The organism is Actinosynnema sp. ALI-1.44, from assembly GCF_001984155.1.
In the GTDB taxonomy this organism is placed as follows: domain Bacteria; phylum Actinomycetota; class Actinomycetes; order Mycobacteriales; family Pseudonocardiaceae; genus Kibdelosporangium.
This window is the reverse complement of the sequence record NZ_MTQO01000037.1, coordinates 105,514-122,850: the sequence shown is the minus strand read 5'-3', so window position 1 is coordinate 122,850 and position 17,337 is coordinate 105,514. Positions and strand designations below refer to the sequence as shown.

20 protein-coding genes are annotated in these 17,337 nt (G+C 68.5%); 4 read left to right on the top strand and 16 right to left on the bottom strand.

Annotated features, from left to right (window positions below; all coding sequences use genetic code 11):
- Positions 1-8: 8 nt before the first annotated feature.
- Both ALI144C_RS11075 and ALI144C_RS11070 read right to left on the bottom strand, forming a co-directional pair.
- The gene (locus ALI144C_RS11075; RefSeq protein ID WP_076986963.1) at positions 9-1,172 is read right to left on the bottom strand and encodes an FAD-dependent oxidoreductase; all 1,164 of its coding nucleotides are present in this window, start codon (positions 1,170-1,172) and stop codon (positions 9-11) included.
- The gene (locus ALI144C_RS11070) at positions 1,169-1,717 is read right to left on the bottom strand and encodes a TetR/AcrR family transcriptional regulator (protein WP_076986962.1); all 549 of its coding nucleotides are present in this window, start codon (positions 1,715-1,717) and stop codon (positions 1,169-1,171) included. The genes ALI144C_RS11075 and ALI144C_RS11070 overlap by 4 nt, the downstream gene beginning before the upstream one ends.
- 181 nt (positions 1,718-1,898) lie before the next feature.
- On the opposite strand from ALI144C_RS11070, the gene ALI144C_RS11065 reads away from it, so the two are divergent.
- Complete coding sequence (locus ALI144C_RS11065; RefSeq protein WP_076986961.1) at positions 1,899-2,090, top strand: hypothetical protein; 192 nt, start codon at positions 1,899-1,901, stop codon at positions 2,088-2,090.
- On the opposite strand, the gene ALI144C_RS11060 is transcribed toward ALI144C_RS11065, so the two are convergent.
- On the bottom strand, positions 2,087-2,320 hold the full coding sequence (locus ALI144C_RS11060; RefSeq protein ID WP_143230571.1) for a hypothetical protein: 234 nt from the start codon (positions 2,318-2,320) through the stop codon (positions 2,087-2,089). The genes ALI144C_RS11065 and ALI144C_RS11060 overlap by 4 nt on opposite strands.
- Positions 2,321-2,382: 62 nt before the next feature.
- Here ALI144C_RS11060 and ALI144C_RS11055 point away from each other — a divergent pair, with 62 nt between their 5' ends.
- Together ALI144C_RS11055 and ALI144C_RS57345 are read left to right on the top strand one after the other, a co-directional pair.
- Positions 2,383-2,595, top strand: coding sequence for an LPXTG cell wall anchor domain-containing protein (locus ALI144C_RS11055; protein ID WP_076986959.1), 213 nt, complete (start codon positions 2,383-2,385; stop codon positions 2,593-2,595).
- A gap of 569 nt (positions 2,596-3,164) precedes the next feature.
- The gene (locus tag ALI144C_RS57345) at positions 3,165-3,734 is read left to right on the top strand and encodes a CGNR zinc finger domain-containing protein (RefSeq protein WP_083752927.1); all 570 of its coding nucleotides are present in this window, start codon (positions 3,165-3,167) and stop codon (positions 3,732-3,734) included.
- Positions 3,735-3,738: 4 nt separating this feature from the next.
- Here the strand turns inward: ALI144C_RS57345 and ALI144C_RS11045 are convergent, their stop codons facing one another.
- The gene (locus ALI144C_RS11045; protein ID WP_076986957.1) at positions 3,739-4,260 is read right to left on the bottom strand and encodes an Lrp/AsnC family transcriptional regulator; all 522 of its coding nucleotides are present in this window, start codon (positions 4,258-4,260) and stop codon (positions 3,739-3,741) included.
- Positions 4,261-4,355: 95 nt separating this feature from the next.
- Here ALI144C_RS11045 and ALI144C_RS11040 point away from each other — a divergent pair, with 95 nt between their 5' ends.
- The gene (locus ALI144C_RS11040; RefSeq protein ID WP_193441169.1) at positions 4,356-5,528 is read left to right on the top strand and encodes an MFS transporter; all 1,173 of its coding nucleotides are present in this window, start codon (positions 4,356-4,358) and stop codon (positions 5,526-5,528) included.
- Here the strand turns inward: ALI144C_RS11040 and ALI144C_RS11035 are convergent.
- The 12 genes from ALI144C_RS11035 to ALI144C_RS10980 form a co-directional block, all read right to left on the bottom strand.
- Positions 5,500-6,282, bottom strand: coding sequence for an alpha/beta hydrolase family protein (locus ALI144C_RS11035; protein ID WP_076987076.1), 783 nt, complete (start codon positions 6,280-6,282; stop codon positions 5,500-5,502). The two genes, ALI144C_RS11040 and ALI144C_RS11035, sit on opposite strands and share 29 nt — an antisense overlap.
- Before the next feature lie 5 nt (positions 6,283-6,287).
- On the bottom strand, positions 6,288-7,472 hold the full coding sequence (locus ALI144C_RS11030; protein ID WP_237774103.1) for an ATP-grasp domain-containing protein: 1,185 nt from the start codon (positions 7,470-7,472) through the stop codon (positions 6,288-6,290).
- Positions 7,473-7,686: 214 nt separating this feature from the next.
- On the bottom strand, positions 7,687-8,733 hold the full coding sequence (locus ALI144C_RS11025; protein ID WP_076986955.1) for a cysteine synthase family protein: 1,047 nt from the start codon (positions 8,731-8,733) through the stop codon (positions 7,687-7,689).
- On the bottom strand, positions 8,730-9,710 hold the full coding sequence (locus ALI144C_RS11020; RefSeq protein ID WP_076986954.1) for an ABC transporter substrate-binding protein: 981 nt from the start codon (positions 9,708-9,710) through the stop codon (positions 8,730-8,732). Before ALI144C_RS11020 ends, ALI144C_RS11025 begins: the two co-directional genes overlap by 4 nt.
- Positions 9,707-10,480, bottom strand: a complete 774-nt coding sequence (locus tag ALI144C_RS11015; protein WP_076986953.1) for an ABC transporter ATP-binding protein — start codon at positions 10,478-10,480, stop codon at positions 9,707-9,709. Before ALI144C_RS11015 ends, ALI144C_RS11020 begins: the two co-directional genes overlap by 4 nt.
- Positions 10,480-11,520, bottom strand: coding sequence for a FecCD family ABC transporter permease (locus ALI144C_RS11010; RefSeq protein ID WP_237774090.1), 1,041 nt, complete (start codon positions 11,518-11,520; stop codon positions 10,480-10,482). Before ALI144C_RS11010 ends, ALI144C_RS11015 begins: the two co-directional genes overlap by 1 nt.
- Positions 11,513-12,241, bottom strand: coding sequence for a class I SAM-dependent methyltransferase (locus ALI144C_RS11005; protein WP_076986951.1), 729 nt, complete (start codon positions 12,239-12,241; stop codon positions 11,513-11,515). Before ALI144C_RS11005 ends, ALI144C_RS11010 begins: the two co-directional genes overlap by 8 nt.
- A 167-nt stretch (positions 12,242-12,408) precedes the next feature.
- Complete coding sequence (locus ALI144C_RS11000) at positions 12,409-13,560, bottom strand: glycerate kinase family protein (protein ID WP_076986950.1); 1,152 nt, start codon at positions 13,558-13,560, stop codon at positions 12,409-12,411.
- Positions 13,557-14,858: an SLC13 family permease gene (locus tag ALI144C_RS10995; protein WP_076986949.1), complete on the bottom strand. Its 1,302-nt coding sequence runs from the start codon at positions 14,856-14,858 to the stop codon at positions 13,557-13,559. The genes ALI144C_RS11000 and ALI144C_RS10995 overlap by 4 nt, the downstream gene beginning before the upstream one ends.
- Before the next feature lie 60 nt (positions 14,859-14,918).
- Positions 14,919-15,578, bottom strand: coding sequence for a response regulator transcription factor (locus ALI144C_RS10990; RefSeq protein ID WP_076986948.1), 660 nt, complete (start codon positions 15,576-15,578; stop codon positions 14,919-14,921).
- On the bottom strand, positions 15,575-16,984 hold the full coding sequence (locus ALI144C_RS10985) for a sensor histidine kinase (protein ID WP_076987074.1): 1,410 nt from the start codon (positions 16,982-16,984) through the stop codon (positions 15,575-15,577). Before ALI144C_RS10985 ends, ALI144C_RS10990 begins: the two co-directional genes overlap by 4 nt.
- Positions 16,971-17,246 carry a hypothetical protein gene (locus ALI144C_RS10980; RefSeq protein ID WP_076986947.1) on the bottom strand — a complete coding sequence of 92 codons (276 nt, stop codon included), beginning with the start codon at positions 17,244-17,246 and terminating at the stop codon, positions 16,971-16,973. Before ALI144C_RS10980 ends, ALI144C_RS10985 begins: the two co-directional genes overlap by 14 nt.
- Positions 17,247-17,337: the final 91 nt, after the last annotated feature.

The window sequence follows — 17,337 nt, the reverse complement described above, 5'->3', positions numbered from 1 at the left end:
CGCAACCACTAGAGCTGCTTGATCACCGCTGTGGTCTTTCCCGCGATCGTTCCGGCGAGGTAGCGGCTGAAACCGGGGACCCGGGCCAGGCGCATCGCGGCGCGGCGGATGCGGAGGTGGTGCTCCGAGGCGGGCAGGAACCAGCGGGCGCCGTTGCGGGCTACCTGTTGCTTCTCCTCAACGACCGGGCGCCATATGTCCTCATAGCGAGCCAAAGCCTCGGGTACGGAGGCTTTCTTGTTCAACTGCGCGGCGAGGAGGTACGCGCCCGCCATGCCCAGTGACGCTCCCTGGCCTGCGAGTAGCGAGACGGCGTGGCAGGCGTCGCCGATGAGCACGACGCGGTCCTTGCTCCACGTCGGCAGCACTGTCTGAGCGACCTGGTCGTAGTAGATGTCCTGGGTGTCCGGGCAGGCGTCGATGGCTTGGGGGACAACCCAGCCCAGGTCCGCGTACGTTTCACGGATCGCTGCCGCCGGGTCCTGCGGCAGGGTGGCGTGTGGTGCGCGGTGCACGGTGAAGGCGGCGACCCGGCCGTCTCTGAGCGCGTAGAAGCCGAACTGTTTGCCGACGGTGTCCGTCAGGCAGAAGCGGTCGCCGACCTGGGCGTGGATGGCGTCGTTGTCGAAGACGTACGCCGCCGTGTGGAAGCCGAGGTAACGCACGCTGTCGCCGTTCCCGAAGGTCATGGCGCGCACTGCCGAGTGGATGCCGTCCGCGCCGACCAGGAGGTCCGCGACGATCGTGCTCGTGTCGGACAGGGTGATCGTGACGTGCTCCGGTGCCCGCTCGATGTGGGTTATCGAGGTCCCGAACCGCAGGTGCGCCGTGTCCGGCAAGTGTTCGCGCAGCGCCGCTTCCAGGTCCGGGCGCATGATGCTGATCAGTTTGCCGTCGACGGCTTTGGCGAAGGTGTCGAAGGGCAGCCCTGCCCTTCGCCGGCCGGTCTCGTCGACGTACGCCGCCTCGCTCACGCGGTAGCCGACGGATTCGAGCCTCGGCAACAGGCCCATCCTGTCCGCCGCGTCGTAGCCGGGGCCGAAGAAGTCGATCATGTAGCCCTGTGGCCGCGGTCCGGGTGACTTCTCCAGCACGGTCACGTCGTGCCGGTCCGCCAGGTGGTTGGCCAGGGTCAGTCCGGCGATCCCCGCGCCGCAGATGACCACTCTCACCGGGTTCCCCCTTCCACCAGCCGGCGCAGCACCGGCCGGAGATCTGTTCTCGCGGCCGGGTTCAGCGCCCTGTGCAGCATCAGACCGTCGATCGCGGCCACGATCACGGCCGCTGTCTCCTGTGGCGCGACCACTGCCCGGTCGGCCAGCCACTCGGCGAGCCGGTGCTGGAACTCGGCCACCAGTGCGCTGATCGCCGAGCGCAGTTCGTCGTCCCGGGTCGCCGCGAGGTAGGTCTCGATGAACAGCAGCGACGTCGGGTCGTCACCGGAGTACTCGTCCAACGGGTCGAGCAGGGCCGCGATCACGTCCTGCCCGGGTTCGAGGCCGGTGACGGCCGCCCGCATGGTGCCGATGGCGGCCTCGGTGAGCAACGCCCGCAGCGACGCGAAGTGGTAATGGACGACGCCGGGAGCGACGCCCGCGCGCTCGGCGAGCATTCGGGTACTCACCGCTGACCAGCCCTTGTGCACGATCAACTCGGTCGCCGCCGTGATCAGCCGCTGCCGTACGTCCCGGCCTCGCGCGGCCATCGACGACTCCATGCACACTCCCCGGGGCAATTGTCTTGGACACTCGCCTTGGACGACCGTCCAAGGCGTATGACCAACCTACCTTTCGGCACTCGTGGAGTCCAGGCGTTTAGTTCGCGATCACGCGGGGAACCCGTGCTGGGTCTCCACGCCCTGGCATGGACGACACGATCTGCACTGCTGGGAGATATGTATGACCGACGACACCGACGACCCCTCCGCCGTCCCTGAGTCGCAGACCGGCAAGGAGTTGCACAACCTGCGTACCCGCATCGACCAGCAATCCAAGCAACTCACCAGACACGCTCGCGAGCTGACCGCGCTGCACAACGACTTGGCGGAGCTCGACGAGCGCATCGACGCGCACCAACACCGTGAGAACTAAAGGGACGAGCGCGATACGGCAGTGTTCACGGCGGCGGCGAGTCCGATCGCGACGAGGGTGAAGAACGCTGAGACCGCGCCGACCGCAGTAAACCCGCCCATGGTCAACGCGAGGCCGCCGAGCGTGACACCTGCGACGATCCCGAAGTTGAACGCGGCGATGGCGTAGGACACAGCGGCCTCGCCGCGGTTACCTCCGAGTTGGTACACGCGCGCCTGCACAACGGGCACGGACCTACACCGATCTGGAGGACTTCCGCGCCAACAACGGCCTGCTTACCCAGGGCGACACGATGTTGACCCTGCGGGACATCACGTCCGTGCCCGGCGAGGGCGAGGTCGTCGCCGTCACCGGGCACACCCCGTCGACCTGGCAGTGGTGGCTGTTCGGCGGGATCGCCGTGCTCGCCCTTCTCGGCACGGGGATCATTTTTGTGGTTCGACGCCGCAGGGACGCCCGTTATGACGCCGCCCTCGATGCGGCCCTCAAGTCCGAAGAGAGCTGAGCGGTCAGCGTCCCCTTGCCGTGTAGCGGGTGATCAGTCTGCCCACCGTCGCGTCGGGTCTTGGCGGTACGACGCGTCGGCTACATCACTTCAGCGAGACTGCCTCAACATCGATGAGACAGGACACCGGCCACCGGTTTCGTCGATCTCACCATCAACTCGCCTCCCGACTTCGCATCTGATGCGAGAATCCCGCGTCGAGCGCGAACAGGGCCGCACCGCCGCAGGTCATCTCCGTAAAAAGGCGACGACCGCCACGCCACACCGTTCAGACCCTTTGGCTCTCAACGTGGTGAGCTAGGCGGCGCTCACGCAGGTCATGGGCAACCGCCCTTTCCTTGCCGGTTGTCCAGTCCGTTTGAACCTGCCCGGGTCATATCGATATGAGGGATGCTCCGGGCGCCTTCGGCGGCTTTGTGGCCACGGTCAGCACGGGCAACCGTGCTGTGAAAGTACTACCGCTGGTGGGCGAGCGGCTGTTCCGTGTGCGGCACATCCCAGCACGACAACCATCTATTCACGATAGTCGGTTGCAACCATCTATGCCGATTAGCCGGTAAGGTGACGGCATGGCCCGACAACCCGGGGTGCGGGCAGATCTCGATCTGGTCTGCCGGTTCGTCAACACGCGCGGCATCCTGGCCGACAATCCCCATGCCCGCGAGGAGATCGACACGCCGGACACGCTCACGGCATGGTGGGAAAAGCAAGGTTTCACCGACATCGGCACAGCCGATGAGGACGTCACGGAAGCACACGTGATGCGTGAAGGGCTACGCGCTCTGCTGGCCAAGCACAACGACGCGGCCGGACCCGAAGACGAGGGGGCATTGGCCGCCATGCGCACACTGGCCGTGGAACTACGCCTTCAGGCAGATCCGGATGACGACGTGGCGTTCCTCCGCCCTGCCGAGACCGGGACTGCCCGCACGGGTTTGGCGTGGCTCCTGGTAGCGGTGACGCTGGGGCGCGCCGACGGCTCCTGGCCGCGTGCCAAGGTGTGCGCCGACTTGAACTGCCGCGAGGCGTTCCGGGACACGACACGCAACCGGTCCCGGACATGGTGTTCCATGCAGGTGTGCGGCGCTCGCGCCAAACAACGCACCTTCGCCACACGCCACCGCGCCCACCCGGAGTGACCCGTCAGGACGGACGGCTGTCCGGCTTGGACCAGCCGTGGCTTGTCGTGGCACGGAAGAAGTCCGCCGCCGGGCGCTCGACCGGGCGGCCGTCGTACTGCGTGGACAGCACGACCGACGAGCGCATCTCGCCGTGTTTGCCGATGCGCTCCAGCAAGCCCTCGAAGTGTTCGAGTGACGCGGCGCGTACTTTGAGCATCGAGCAGTGGTCACCGCTGAGCTTGTGGATCTCGACGACCTCCGGGTAGTCGGCCGCGGCGCTTGTCTTCAGCAGGCACCTGCCCAGTGAGCAGCGCATCTCGATGAAGGCGGAGATCGGGTAGCCCGCCGTCCGCGGGTCCACTCTGGCGTGGTACCCGGTGATCACCCCGGATTCCTCCAGTCTGCGGACTCGTTCGGCCACCGCGGGCGCGGACAGGTTCACCCTCCTGCCCAACTCCTTGAACGAAAGCCTGCCGTCGTGTTGCAGCCGTTCGACGATGCGCCAGTCCAGCTCGTCGAGGTCTCTTTCCGTTCGGAAGGTCATCGGCCGCATCCTCCTTGCGTCCGCACGGTGCGGCGTGCGCTTTTCCGTACTGTAGTCATTCGAAAACGGCTTGCGCCTGCATAACATCGACGGTCATGGAACTGGGGACCCGGACTCGGCGGCGGTCGATGTCCGCGCTTTTCGTGACTGTCGCGCTCATGAACACCGCGACCGTGCTGGCCAACACGGCCGGGACGTTGATCGCGGCCGATGCCGGTGGACCGGCGGCCAGCGGTTTGCCCAGCGCCGCCGGGGTCGCGGGGACCGCGGTCGGCGCATTGCTGGCCGGGGCGTTGACCGCGCGGCGCGGCAGGCGTTTCGCGTTGCTGACCGGGTACGGTCTTGCCACCGTCGGCGGGCTGCTGGCTTTCGGTGGCGCTGCCGCCGGTGAACTGCTCCTGCTGCTCGTCGGGCTGGTCGCACTGGGGCTCGGCAACGGCGCCGCCCAGCTGTCCCGCTATCTGGCCGCCGACATGTACCCGTTGGAGCGCAAGGGTTTCGCACTGTCCTCGGTGGTGTGGGCCGGTACGATCGGCGCGTTGACCGGGCCGTTGATGATCTCGCCGACCGCGCATGCCGCCGGGTGGCTCGGACTGCCCGAACTGGCCGGGCCGATCCTCACCGCGACGGTCGCGGTGGCGTGCGCCGCGGTCGCCGCCGCTCTCGCACTCCCGGCCGACGAGGTGAGCGAACAGGCCACACACGAAGGGTGGCGGGTGTTCCGGCGGCGTTCGTTACGGCTTCCCTTGGGCGCCATGGTGGCCGCGCAGATCACCATGGTCGCCGTCATGACGATGACGCCACCGCAACTGCACCACCTCGGTCACAGCCTCGACGTCGTCGGCTGGATCCTCGCCGCGCACATCTTCGGGATGTTCGCGTTGTCGCCGTTGACCGGTCGGATCGCCGACCGGATCGGCGGGCGGCGCACCATCGGCATCGGCATCGCCGTCCTGGTGGCCGCCACTGTGCTCGCCTACTTCCTGCCCACCTCGCACGAATCCGGTCTGCCGGTGTCGTTGTTCCTGCTCGGGTACGGCTGGAACCTGATGTTCGTCGGCGGCAGCAGCCTGTTGAGCACGTCGGTGCAGACACGCGCGAAAGGCGCGGTGGACGCGGTGATCTGGGGGTCGTCGGCGTTCGCGAGCATCGGCTCCGGCCACCTGTTCGGCCACGGCGGCTACCCGCTCGTGGCCGCGGTGGCCGGAGTCCTCGCTGTGCTGCCTGTGTTCCTGCTGGTCACACGTGCTTCCGGAACCACTGGGTGAGCAGGTCGTCGACCAGCTTGGCCGACGGGGTCTGCGGCGCGGGCTCGATGCCAGGCTCCTGCGCGAGCGGGTGTGCGAGGCCAGGGATGGTGGCCAGTTCGCCGTTGGGCACCGCATCGGCCAGGTTCTTGGCGTCCTCGCGGAAAATCGGGTAGTCCTCTTCGCCGCTGACCACGAGCAGCGGGACATTACCGAGTTCGCCCGCACGCGCGACGAGGTCCAGCGCGTCGGCTGCGGCAGCCGACTCGTCGGTCCACGTGTACGGGATGCCCACGATCTCCTCGATCAGGGCGACTCCCGTCCGCACCTTGATCAACGCGTTGACCACGGCGCCAGCCTTGAACTCCGCCCTGGTCATGTTCCGCAGGGCGACGAGACCGCCGAGCGACCCGCCCAGCGCGAACAGCGGGCCGTCACCAATGGACAACTGCTTGCGAACTTCCGTCAGCGCGGCGGGAAATTCCTCGACGGCCTGGACGGTGAAGCCCGCGAAGTACTCCAGCACCGCGTCACGCCGTGCTCGCTCGATCACCGCGTCCATGCTGCCGTCGACCATCCTCGCGCCGCAGAACGGCAGGCCCAGGTGCACGCGCCACGCCGGGACGTCGTGCAACGGCAACGCGGCGGCGAAGGCGGCGTCCGACTTCGGTGCGTCGATCATGTGCCAGGACACGAGCAACGCGTCGGTCTCGACCGCTGGTCGCAATGCTGTGTACGGCACGCCCGCGGCAGTGCCAGTGATCACGTCGCCCATGCCGGTCACCCTAAAGGCAGCGCGGTCCCCTGAGCTCCTGGTTTTGCTGTCGGCGTAACCACGGCAGTGATCGCGGCGGCCGCAGCCAGCGCCCGGTGCATCGCCAGTTCCGCGGTCGGTCCCTCGGCCAGCACGATGCCGACACAGCCGCGCTGGTCGGTCACGTGCTCGATGTGATCCCCCACGGCCTTGGTCGGGTACCACTCGGGGTTTCCCGGGTACGCCGCGAGCCGGTCCACGCCGTCGACAGCAGTCAGAACACCTTGCTGTGCCGGGTAAACCAGCGCGAAGGCCACGCCGGGGCCGGTCGGTTCAGCGCCGATGAGCAGAGCTGGCGCCCGGCCGAGCGCCATGTCGATCATCGATTCGTACACGTTCGTGCCGAGGTTGCGGCACAACGCCTCGCCCACCAGAGCACCGCCGATGCGCGGGTTGATCTCGACGAGCTGCGGACCGTCCACAGTGAGCACGAACTCCACGTGCGCGAAGCCCTGTTCGAACTCCACCACGTCGAGCACCTCACTGACCCACCCGGCCACCGAGTCCTCCGGCGGGAACACGACCGGAAACGCCGCCGCGTCCTCGCGGACCCCGGTCACCTGACGGCTGAGCACACCCAGCAGGCGCGTCCGTCCGCCCCACGTGATCGTCTCGGCGCTGTACACCGGGCCTTCGAACAGCGGCTCGGCGAACAATTCGCCTTTCAGGTCGCCGTTCGCCGCCTCCTCGCGTGCCGTGTCCAGCTCCTGCCGGGTACGCACCAGCCACACGTTGCGCGACGAGGTACCCGAGGAATCCTTGAGCACAGCGGGAAGCGTGTCGCCCGGCGCCGGACTCAAGCCGTGCTCATGAAGCCTTTCGCGCACTTCGCGCTTGTCACGGAGGAACAGCGCGGAGTCGACGGACCGTCCGGGCAGGCCGAACCGTTCCGCCAGTTCGGCGCCCGGCACCAGCCACGTGTCGGTGGAGTTGATCAGGCCGTGCAGGTCCGGGATCTGCTTGAGGATCGCCGCACAGGCATCGATGTCGGTGGTGTCGACGTCGAAGACGTCCAGCGCGTCGGCGGACAGCCGGGACAGTTCGTGCCGGTAGATCTCACGGACACCGGTCAGCAGGCACAGCCGTTCGCCGGACTCGGCCGCGGCGCGGACCATGTGCCCGAGGCCGAACGTGAGTGCTTCGAGAGCCACAATGGTCAAGGCAGTTCCGCCTCCCCGGAATTTCGGCGCTTGGTCACCTTGGGCTGGCACCATTCAGTTCGTTGCGTACCGATGGCTGGTTTGCGCCACGTTCCCCTGAGGTGCGGTCGGCTGCCACGCGGCCCGCGTCGGGCCTCGAGGTTGACACAAGGGGTGGCCGCGGGTGCGGTCGCTGAGCACGGTGTGCACGGAGACGATGTCGCTGTCATGATGCCTGTTCTTCCTGTCGCACGGCCGGCCACGCCCGGCGGTGCCACTCCATCGTCGACCACGGCATCGCGAGGTCTTCCAGTGACGTGATCTCCAATGGACTCAACGAGTCCATGTCCGGCGCTTCCTCGTGCCGGGCGAACACCCTGTCCACGTATCGATGTCCGGTGTCCGCGCCGATCACGACGTGGGTCCGGTCCGGGTTTCGCGCCGCCTCCCAGCCCGCGACCAGGTACGCCGCACCGGTGGACAGTCCGGCGAACACCGCGTGCTCGCGCATCAACCCGATCGTCCCGGCCATGGCGTGCCGGAAATCCACCCAGTGGAGACCGTCGTACAGGTGGTGGCGGACGTTGTCGAACCAGATCGAGCTGCCGATCCCGGCGATGATCGCCTCGGGGTCGGTGAACCCCTCGCTGCCGAACGTGACGCTGCCGAACGGCTGCAACCCCAACAGCCGCACGGACGGGTCGGCCCGGCGCAGGGGCTCGACGACCCCGCCGGTGGACGCGCCCGTTCCCACCGCGCCGACCACGGTCAACGGGCCGTCACCGAGCGCGGAAGTGATCAGCTCCGCGAAGTGCTTGTAGCCCTCATAGTGAACACTGTCGTGGTACTGCCGCATCCAGTGCACGTCCGGGCGCTGCGCCAGCAGCTGGCTGACCCGGTGCACCCGGCGTTCCTGGTCGAGCCGCAGCGACTGCGACGGCGGCATCTGGTCGACCGTAGCGCCGAGCAACTCCAGCTGCGCCCGCATTCCCGCATCCACAGTGGTCGAAGCGACGATGTGGCACTTGAGACCGTAGCGGTGACACGCCATGGCCAGCGCCAACGCGTAGATACCACTGGAACTGTCCACAAGTGTCTGTCCTGGGCGGACGACCCCGCGGTCGAGCAGCGTACGGACCGCGCCGAGCGCCGCGTACACCTTCATGGTCTCGAACCGGGCGAGCACTACGTTGTCGGTCAGGCGTACCAGGTCGGGTTGCTTGATCGCGTCGGTGATGTGCTCGTGGACGGTGTTGGTCGGACCTGGGCTCATCGACCGACCGACCTGAGGTACGCGGCGAAGTCCTCGGCGCCCTTGACGTTGCGCGGGCCGCTGACAGCGTCCCCGTAGGACATGACGAAGTAGCGGCCCTGTTGCACTGCCGGGACGGACTTCAGGGCGGGCAGCGATTCGAGGAACTTCCGCTTGTCCGCGGCTGGCTGGTCGGCGTAGTCAACGATGATGATCACATCGGGCGCGGCCTGCACGACCGGTTCCCAGCCGACCGTCGCCCAGCCCTTCCCCAAGCCGTCCATGACGTTGCGGCCACCGGCGGTGTTGATGATGTCGGTGGGCGCGGCGTGCCTGCCCGCCGTGTACGGCTGGTCGGTGCCGGAGTCGTACACGAAGACCTTGGCAGGCTGGGTGTTCGCCGGGACCGACTGCCGCACCTTGGCCACGCGGCCCTTCAACTCGGCCACCAGGTCCGTGGCGCGCTGCTCGACCTTGAAGATCCGCCCGAGGTTCTCCAGGTCGGCGTACAGCGCATCGAGCGCGGGCACGTCGGTTTTCTTGTCACCGTAGTTCCAGCAGGTCTCGGTGTGCATGTAGCTGCGGATGCCGACCTGGTCGAGCAGTTGCGGCGTGATCCCGCGCTCCTCGCTGAACCCCGACCCCCACCCGGCCAGCACCCAGTCCGCCTTGGCGTCGACCACGATCTCCCGCGTGATCCTGGCGGTGCCGAGCCGTTGGACCTTGGTGTAGTCCTCGCGCCACGGCGATCCGGCGATCGACGGGTCGCCGAGCTTGTTCATCACGTAGCCGCGCATGCGGTCGGCCAGGCCGAGCGAGAACATCTTCTCCGCACCGCTGACGTCGTACGCGACCGGTCGCTGCGGCAGCGGGTAGCTGACTTCCTTGCCGCAGTTGGTGACCGTGACCGGTGCGTTCGCCTCCGCCGTCGGTTGCACGGACGCCCCGCACCCGGCCAGCAGGCCCACCGCGAGCACGAGGGCCGATATCCTGGTCACGCTTTCTCCTTGAGGTCGTACAGCAACTGCGGGACACCGGTCCGCGGGTGGGCGACGACGGTCGCGTCCACGCCGAACACCCTGCGGACAAGGTCTGGTGTGAGCACGTCGATCGGGGCCCCGGCGGCCACCAGTTCACCTCCGGCGAGCACGCCGAGGCGGTCGCACGCGGCAGCGGCGAGGTTCAGGTCGTGAATGGCGACGAGCACCGTCAGCCCGGATTTGCCGAGGAACGACAACAGCTCCACCTGGTGGCGCACGTCCAGGTGGTTGGTCGGTTCGTCGAGGACCAGCACCCTGGGCTCCTGGACCAGAGCCCTGGCGATGAACACGCGTTGCCGTTCGCCACCGGACAGCGTCAGGACGCTGCGGTCCTGGAGGTGCAGCACATCCGTCTGGTCCATCGCTTCACGGCACAGGTCGTGTTCCTTGGCCGACAACGGCTGGTTTCCCCGCAGGTGCGGTGTCCGGCCGAGTGCCACCACCTCGGACACCGTGAAATCAAGGTCCGTGCGGTTGTCCTGCGTCAACGCGGCGACGTGTTTCGCGTTGTCCCGCAAGGTCAACGTGGCCACGTCCGTGCCGTCCAGGTACACCGCCCCGGCACTGGGCGTCAGCGCGCGGTAGACGCACCGCAGCGCGGTGGACTTGCCGCTGCCGTTCGGGCCGACGAGTCCGACCACCTGCCCGGAGTCGGCCTCCAGGTGCAGGTCCCTGATCAGCGACTTGCCCGCGATGTCGACCGAGACACCGGTGAGCGCGACGTCCATCAACGACCTCCGAAGAGGTAGCCGCGGCGGCGCATCAACGTGATGAACACCGGGACCCCGATCACCGCCGTGATCACGCCGAGCGGCAGTTCCTCCGGCGCGACGAGGGTCCGTGCCACCAGGTCGGTCCAGACCATGAACACCGCACCGGCGAGCGGCGCGACCGCCAGCACCCGCCGATGCCCCGACCCGACCACGATCCGCACCAGGTGGGGCATGACGAGGCCGACGAACCCGACCGCCCCGCTGACCGCGACCAGCAGCCCGGTCACCGCCGCGGTGAGCACGAACAGCCACCGCCGCAGCCGGACCGCGTCGACGCCGAGGCTCGCCGCGGTCTCGTCGCCCATCGCGAGAACGTCCAACGGCCTGCTGTTGCGCAGCAGCACGACCATCGCGAGCAGCACGGCGACCGCCGCGATCGGCAGCGATCCCCAGTTCGCCCCGCCGAGGCTGCCCATCAGCCAGAACAGCACGGTGCGCGCCGCCTGGCCGTCCGGCGCGAGGAACACAAGCACGCTCATGACGGCTTGAAAGCCGTACGCCAGGGCGATTCCGGTCAACACGAGCCGCAGCGGCGTCAGCCCGGCCTTGCTCATGGCCGCGATGTAGACCAGTACAGAAGCACCCAGGGCACCCAGGAAAGCCGCCGCGGACAACGCGTACACGCCCAGGCTGGCGAACACGCCGAACACCACGACCGCGGTCGCGCCGACGGACGCCCCCGACGAGATACCCAGCACGAACGGGTCAGCCAAAGCGTTGCGCACCAACGCCTGGATCACCACGCCGACCACGCTCAGACCGGCTCCGACCAGAACCGCGAGCAGCACCCGAGGGGTCCGGACCTCCCACACGATGGTGTAGCCGGACAGCTCGTCCGAGGTGATCGTGCCGCCGGTCAACGCGGCACCGAGGTAGCGCAGCACGTCGCCGATGGGGATGACGGACGAACCGAGCGCGATGCCCGCGGCGACGGACACCACGAGCGCCACGGACAGCGTCAGCAGGACCGGGACCAGCCGGACCCGCTCAGCCACGCCGGTAGCCACGAACGATCAACCGCTTCGAGTGGTTGTCGTACGAGCCGCCGTCGAAGTCACCGAAGCACTCGACGTCCTGGAATCCCGCCTGCCGGAACAACTCCCTCAACTCGGCCGCGCTGTACAGGAAACACTCGATCACGGCGTGCCGTGCGGTGTCGCCACGCACCAGTGTCCAGTCGGTGCGCAACCGCGTCCAGTCATCGAGGACGGTGTCGCGCATCACGACGTAGCCGCCGTCGACGTCGACGGTCTTGGGCCTGCCGATCCACCCGGCGAGCACCTCCTTGCCCATCACGTCGACGATCAGCTGACCCCCTGGTGCCAGCGACGTGTACGCGTTGCGCAGCACCTGCAGGTTGTCCCCCGCGTCGGCGAGATAGCCGAAGCTGGTGAACACGTTGAGCGCCACGTCGAACTGCCCGGGTCGGCGGAACTCCAGCATGTCCTCGCAGACCAGGTCCGCGTCCGGGCACGCGGCCTTGGCCTGCGCGAGCATCGCCTGGCTCAGGTCGACACCGGTGACCCGATACCCGCGACGGGCCAGCGGAGCCAACCACAACCCAGGCCCGCAGCACAGGTCAAGCACCCGCGCACCGGGCTGGAACCGCAGCAGCGGCGAGGTGTCGACCAGTTCGGCCGCTTCCGCACCCCGGCGCGGCGGGAACATCGCCTCGGCAAAGCCCGACCACAGATCGTCGTTCTCGTACCACCGCATCCCGCCGGAGCCTCCCGCGCTCGCCAGACTGATTCCGGTGTACAAGTCGGACGCGAAGGCCGACTGGTTCCCAACCCACCGAAATTCCCAGCCCGACGCGACCCGGTGTCCACCATCCGGACACCCCCAGGTGTCGTGAGCGGTTATCGGGGTTCTGGCCCTGCCCATCACTCACGACATGGGGCGGGGCGCATAGCCGCGCCGAGGAGGATCAGGCGGAGGGTTCGCTCGGTCGCGTCGGTGAGCAGTTCGGCCGCGTGGTCGATGGCCTCCGCGAGGGCCACCGGGGCGGGCAGGATCCCGGCGTAGGCGTCGATGCCGATGTCATAGGTGTGCCGGGCGCCGTCGCCGATCGTCCCGGCCAGCGCGATCACCGGTTTGCCGTGTCGTTTGGCGCGGACGGCCACTTCGGCGGGGATCTTGCCGTGGGGTGTCTGGTGGTCGATGGCGCCTTCCGCGGTGATCACCAGGTCCGCTTCGGCCAGTCGCGCGTCCAGTCCGGTGTGGTCGAGCAGTACGTCGAACCGGGGTGTCAGCGCGGCGCCGAGCGCTCCGGCCAGCCCGGCGCCCAGCCCTCCCGACGCCCCGCTGCCGGGCAGTGTGCGCAGGTCCAGACCGCAGTGCCCGGCGAGGACGCCTGCCCAGCGGTCCATTCCGTCCGACAGGGCGTCGACCTGTGGCGGCGTTGCGCCCTTCTGCGGCCCGAACACGGCAGCGACGCTCGTCAGCAGGTTGTGCGGGTTCACGGCGGCGACGATCTCGGTGCGAGCGAGCCGGGGGTCCATCGCGGAGGTGTCCAGTTTGGCCGCCGAGCGCAGCGCGTATCCGCCGCGCCTGCCGATGGGCTGGGCGTCGGCGTCCAAGATCCGGGCACCGAGCGCCTCCAGCGCACCCGCTCCCCCGTCGCAGGTGCCGGAGTCGCCACAGCCGATCAGGATCGTGCGCGCGCCGTGGTCCAGCGCGGCCGTGATGAGCTCGCCGACGCCATACGTCGTGGTCAGCCCTGGGTCGCGGTGTGTTCCGGGCACCAGACGGAGTCCTGCCGCGGCGGCCATGTCGAGCGCGGCCGTGTGTTCGCCGAGGAGTGCGATGTGTGACTCCACGGGCGTCCCGACCGGCCCGGTCACTGTCACCGGCACGACCTGTCCACCGCGTGCGGCGGCGAGTCCCTTGGCCGAGCCCTCGCCCCCGTCGACGAGCGGGACCTCGTCGACCACGGCGCCGGGCACGACACGCCGGATGCCACGGGCGATCGCCGCCGCGACCGCGGGTGCGTCCAGTGATTCCTTGAAACCGCTGGGAGCGACGGTGAACCTCATGACACCTCCATCGGAAGGCCGAACACCGGCCAGACGAACACCGCGAACGCGACGACCAGTGCGGCGATCAACGGTCCGAGCACCAGCGAAAGCCTGACCAGGTCGCGTTTGCGGTATGTGGGGACGTCCTCGGCGGTCGCGAACATCGCGACCGGTTTCGCCGAGGACGGCAGGGTGTGGCAGAACCCGGCCGCCGCGGTGGACGCGAACGCCAGCGCCGCCGGGTTGAGACCGGTCGCCACGGCCACCGGGACGACCAGCGGGACGAGGACGGCGGACCGGGCCGACCGCGACTGCAGCACCAGGTGCGCGGCGGCGCTCACGACCACGACCGTGATCAGCAGCAGCATCGCGTTGCCCGCCGCGCCGCCGAAAGCGGCGTGTCCGAGCCACTGCGCGGCGCCCGAGTGGGACAGTGCGGTGCCGATCACGGCCGTGCTCGCCATGAACAGCAGCAGCGACCACGGGACCTTCGCCAGGGCGGCGCTCATCCCGATCGTGCCGACCTTCGGCGAGGTGATCACGACCGCGCCGACGAGGGCGACCAGTGCGGGATTCAGGAGACCGGTGCACCACAACGCGATCACCACCGTGAGCACGACCGTGACCCGCTTCTGCGCACCGGTGAACGGCTGCTTGTTCAGGTGCACGGGCGGCAGCGCCGCGCGGCGGTGCTCCCGCCTGGTCATCAGCAGGACGACGAGTTCGGCACCCAGGTGCGAGCTGATGACCGCGAACGGCAGGCCGAGCAGCAGCCACTGGCCGAACCCGATCCCCGTACCGGTCAGGCCGGTGAGCAGTTGGCTGGTGATCAGGTGGGCGCCCGCGCCGATCAGGGTGGCGATGGCCGACAGCAGGATCACCGACGGCATCAGCAGCGCCAGCGCCCTGACCACCGCGGGCCGCTCCTTCAACGCCTCGGCCAGTGCCATGAACACGGGCAACGCCAACGCCGCGCGTCCTGACGTCGCCGGAACCGCGAGAGCGGTCAGCACAAGACCCGCCGTGACCAGGTGCGCGAGTTGACGGACCGATCTCGCCCGCGCGATCAGCGCGGCCCCGACCCGCTCGGGTAGTCCTGTCGCCGCAAGCCCCTGTGCGATCACGAACGCGGCGATCAGCAACCAGATCGTGTCGCCGCCCAGCGCCCCGAACAGGTCGTCACGGTGGATGACCCCGGCGAGCACCAACGTGAGCGCTGCCACCAGGCCGACGAACGTGTCGTCAAGCCTGCCGACCATCCACGCGGCAACGGTGACGCCGAAGATCACCAGCGTGAGGACTGCCGTGCCTGTCATGCAGTCCACTGTGCACAGCGGCGCTGAAGCCCAGATGACAGGCGGATGAGAGGATCTTCATCAGGACAGCCGGTAACCCATTCCCCGGACGGTCTCGATGTGCTCCGCACCGATCTTGCGGCGCAACGTCCGCACGTACACGTCGACGACGTTGGATCCGGGGTCGAAGTCGTATCCCCAGACGTGCGATAGGATCTGTTCCCGGGTCAGCACCTGGCCCGGGTGCCGCAGGAACAGCTCCAGCAACGCGAACTCGCGCGCCGTGAGGTCCTCTGTGGACTGTTTGGTGGTCACGCGCCTTGTGCGCAGATCCAGGGAAAGGTCGCCGTGGTTGAGCACGGTCAGCTCCGGCGTGCGGTCCCCTGTGCGCAGCCGGAGTCGCACTCTGGCCAGGAGTTCCTCGAACCGGAACGGCTTGGTCATGTAGTCGTCCGCACCGCCTTCCAGACCGGCGACGGTGTCGCGCAACGAATCCCGGGCGGTCAGGATGATCACGGGGGTCAGCACGTTCGCCTTGCGCATTCCCCGCAGCACGTCGAAGCCGTCCCGCCTCGGCAGGCCGAGGTCGAGCACGACCAGGTCGAAGTCGCCGGTGATCGCGGTGGCGAGCGCGGCGTCCCCGTCGGCGACGATCACCGTGCTGTAACCGTTGGCCCGCAGTCCTTTGTCGACGAACGAGGCGATCCGCTGCTCGTCCTCGGCGATCAGGATCCGGCTCATCTCGGCAGCTCCAATCGGAAAGTCGCGCCACCGCCCGGCGTCGGTCGTACGGTGACCGTGCCGTGGTGTGCGTCGACGATGGCCTTGACGATGGCAAGGCCCAGTCCGGCACCGTCCCGCGTGCTGTCGGCACCACGGGCGAACCGGTCGAAGATCCGGTCGATCTCGGTTTCGTCGACGCCGTGGCCGGTGTCGGCCACCCAGAAGTCCAGCCGGGTGCCGGTCATCGCCGAGCCGATGCGGATCTCGTCGCCGGGTCGCGTGTGCTGCACGGCGTTCTGGGCCAGTTGCACCATGGCCTGGGTGACCCGGTGCTCGTCCAGGACCGCCTCGCCCTCGCCGATCGACTCCAGCACCCAGCGCCGGTCGGCCATGGCCCGCACCTTGGCGTCGATGTCGCTGGTCAGTTCCGGCACGGACGCCGGAGCGAACCGGACGAAGTCCGCCTGCTCGGTCTTGGCCAGCAACAGCAGGTCGTCCACCATCCGGGCCATCCGGTCGAGCTCGTCCGTGCACAGCCTGACCACCTCGGCGCGTTCCGCCGGGTCGTCGCCCATCAGCTCGAGGTGGCCGCGGACGATGGTGATGGGGGTGCGCAGTTCGTGGCCGGCGTCGTCGAGGAACCGCTGCCGGGTGGTGAAGGCGTGTTCCAGCCGGTCGAGCATGGCGTTGAACTGTTCGGCGAGCGCGGCGATGTCGTCACGCCCCTGCACGGGGATGCGTTTGGTCAGGTCGTGCTCGGTCAGGTCGGCGGCGGCCGCGCGCACTGTCCGCACGGGCGCGAGGATCCAGCCCGCGACCAGCCACGCCACCCCCGCGGTGAGGACGAGACCGATCGCGCTCACCACGATCAGCGTGCGCAGTGTCGACGTGACGCCTGCCCGGATCTGGTCCATGAAGTACCCGGCGACCAGCCACGCGCTGGGTTGGGCATCGGGCGGTTCGCCGGGTGCCAGCACACCGACTTTCACCCATCGCATGGTGCCACCGGGCGTCGCCGACGTGCCGACGACGGCTGTGTCGCGGACGATGGACCACAACAGGTCGTTGCCGATCGGGACCGCGGTCGACGACGGCTGCCCCTGCGCCTGCTTGGTGAGCACACCGTCGCGCACACGCACACCGATCAGCACTTCGGCCGTGTCGGTGTACTGGCCGCGCAGGTGGGCTTCGAGCAGTTCGTGCCGGTGGTCGTAGACCCGGCCGTTCACCGGGTTCACGCCGGTGGCCGCGAAGATCCGGAACTCCTCGGCGTCCTGCTCCAGCGACCGGTTGACCCGGTCGTCGATCTCCTGGAGCTGGTATTCGCGCACCACGAGGACAACGGTGGTCAGCACCGACAGCATCAGCAGCACGAGCCAGCCCATGATCCGCACGCGGGCGGGCAGCCTGCTACCCGTCGTCATCGTCGGCTCCGTCCGGCCCGTCGTCACCGTCATCACTGTCGTCGACGGGCGGGGGCGGGGGCAGTTGCGGCGGCGCTGAGGTCGTCCGGGTCGTGGGTGGTGCCGATGTCGCCGGACGAGGCGTGTTCGACTCACCGATCCGCACGACGGAGGGCACGTTCGGCGGCGGCGCGGCCGGCGCGAGCATCAATCCGGTGAGCGCGGCGAGACCCGGCAGCGCCAGGACGGCGATCACCGCCACGATGCTCCTGATCCGCGCCATGCGCCTACCTTGCGTCCCGGGGGTGATCCCTCGATGAGATCAAGATGAGAACATTTTCATCATCGTCGGACAACGGCAAACCCGCAGTTCA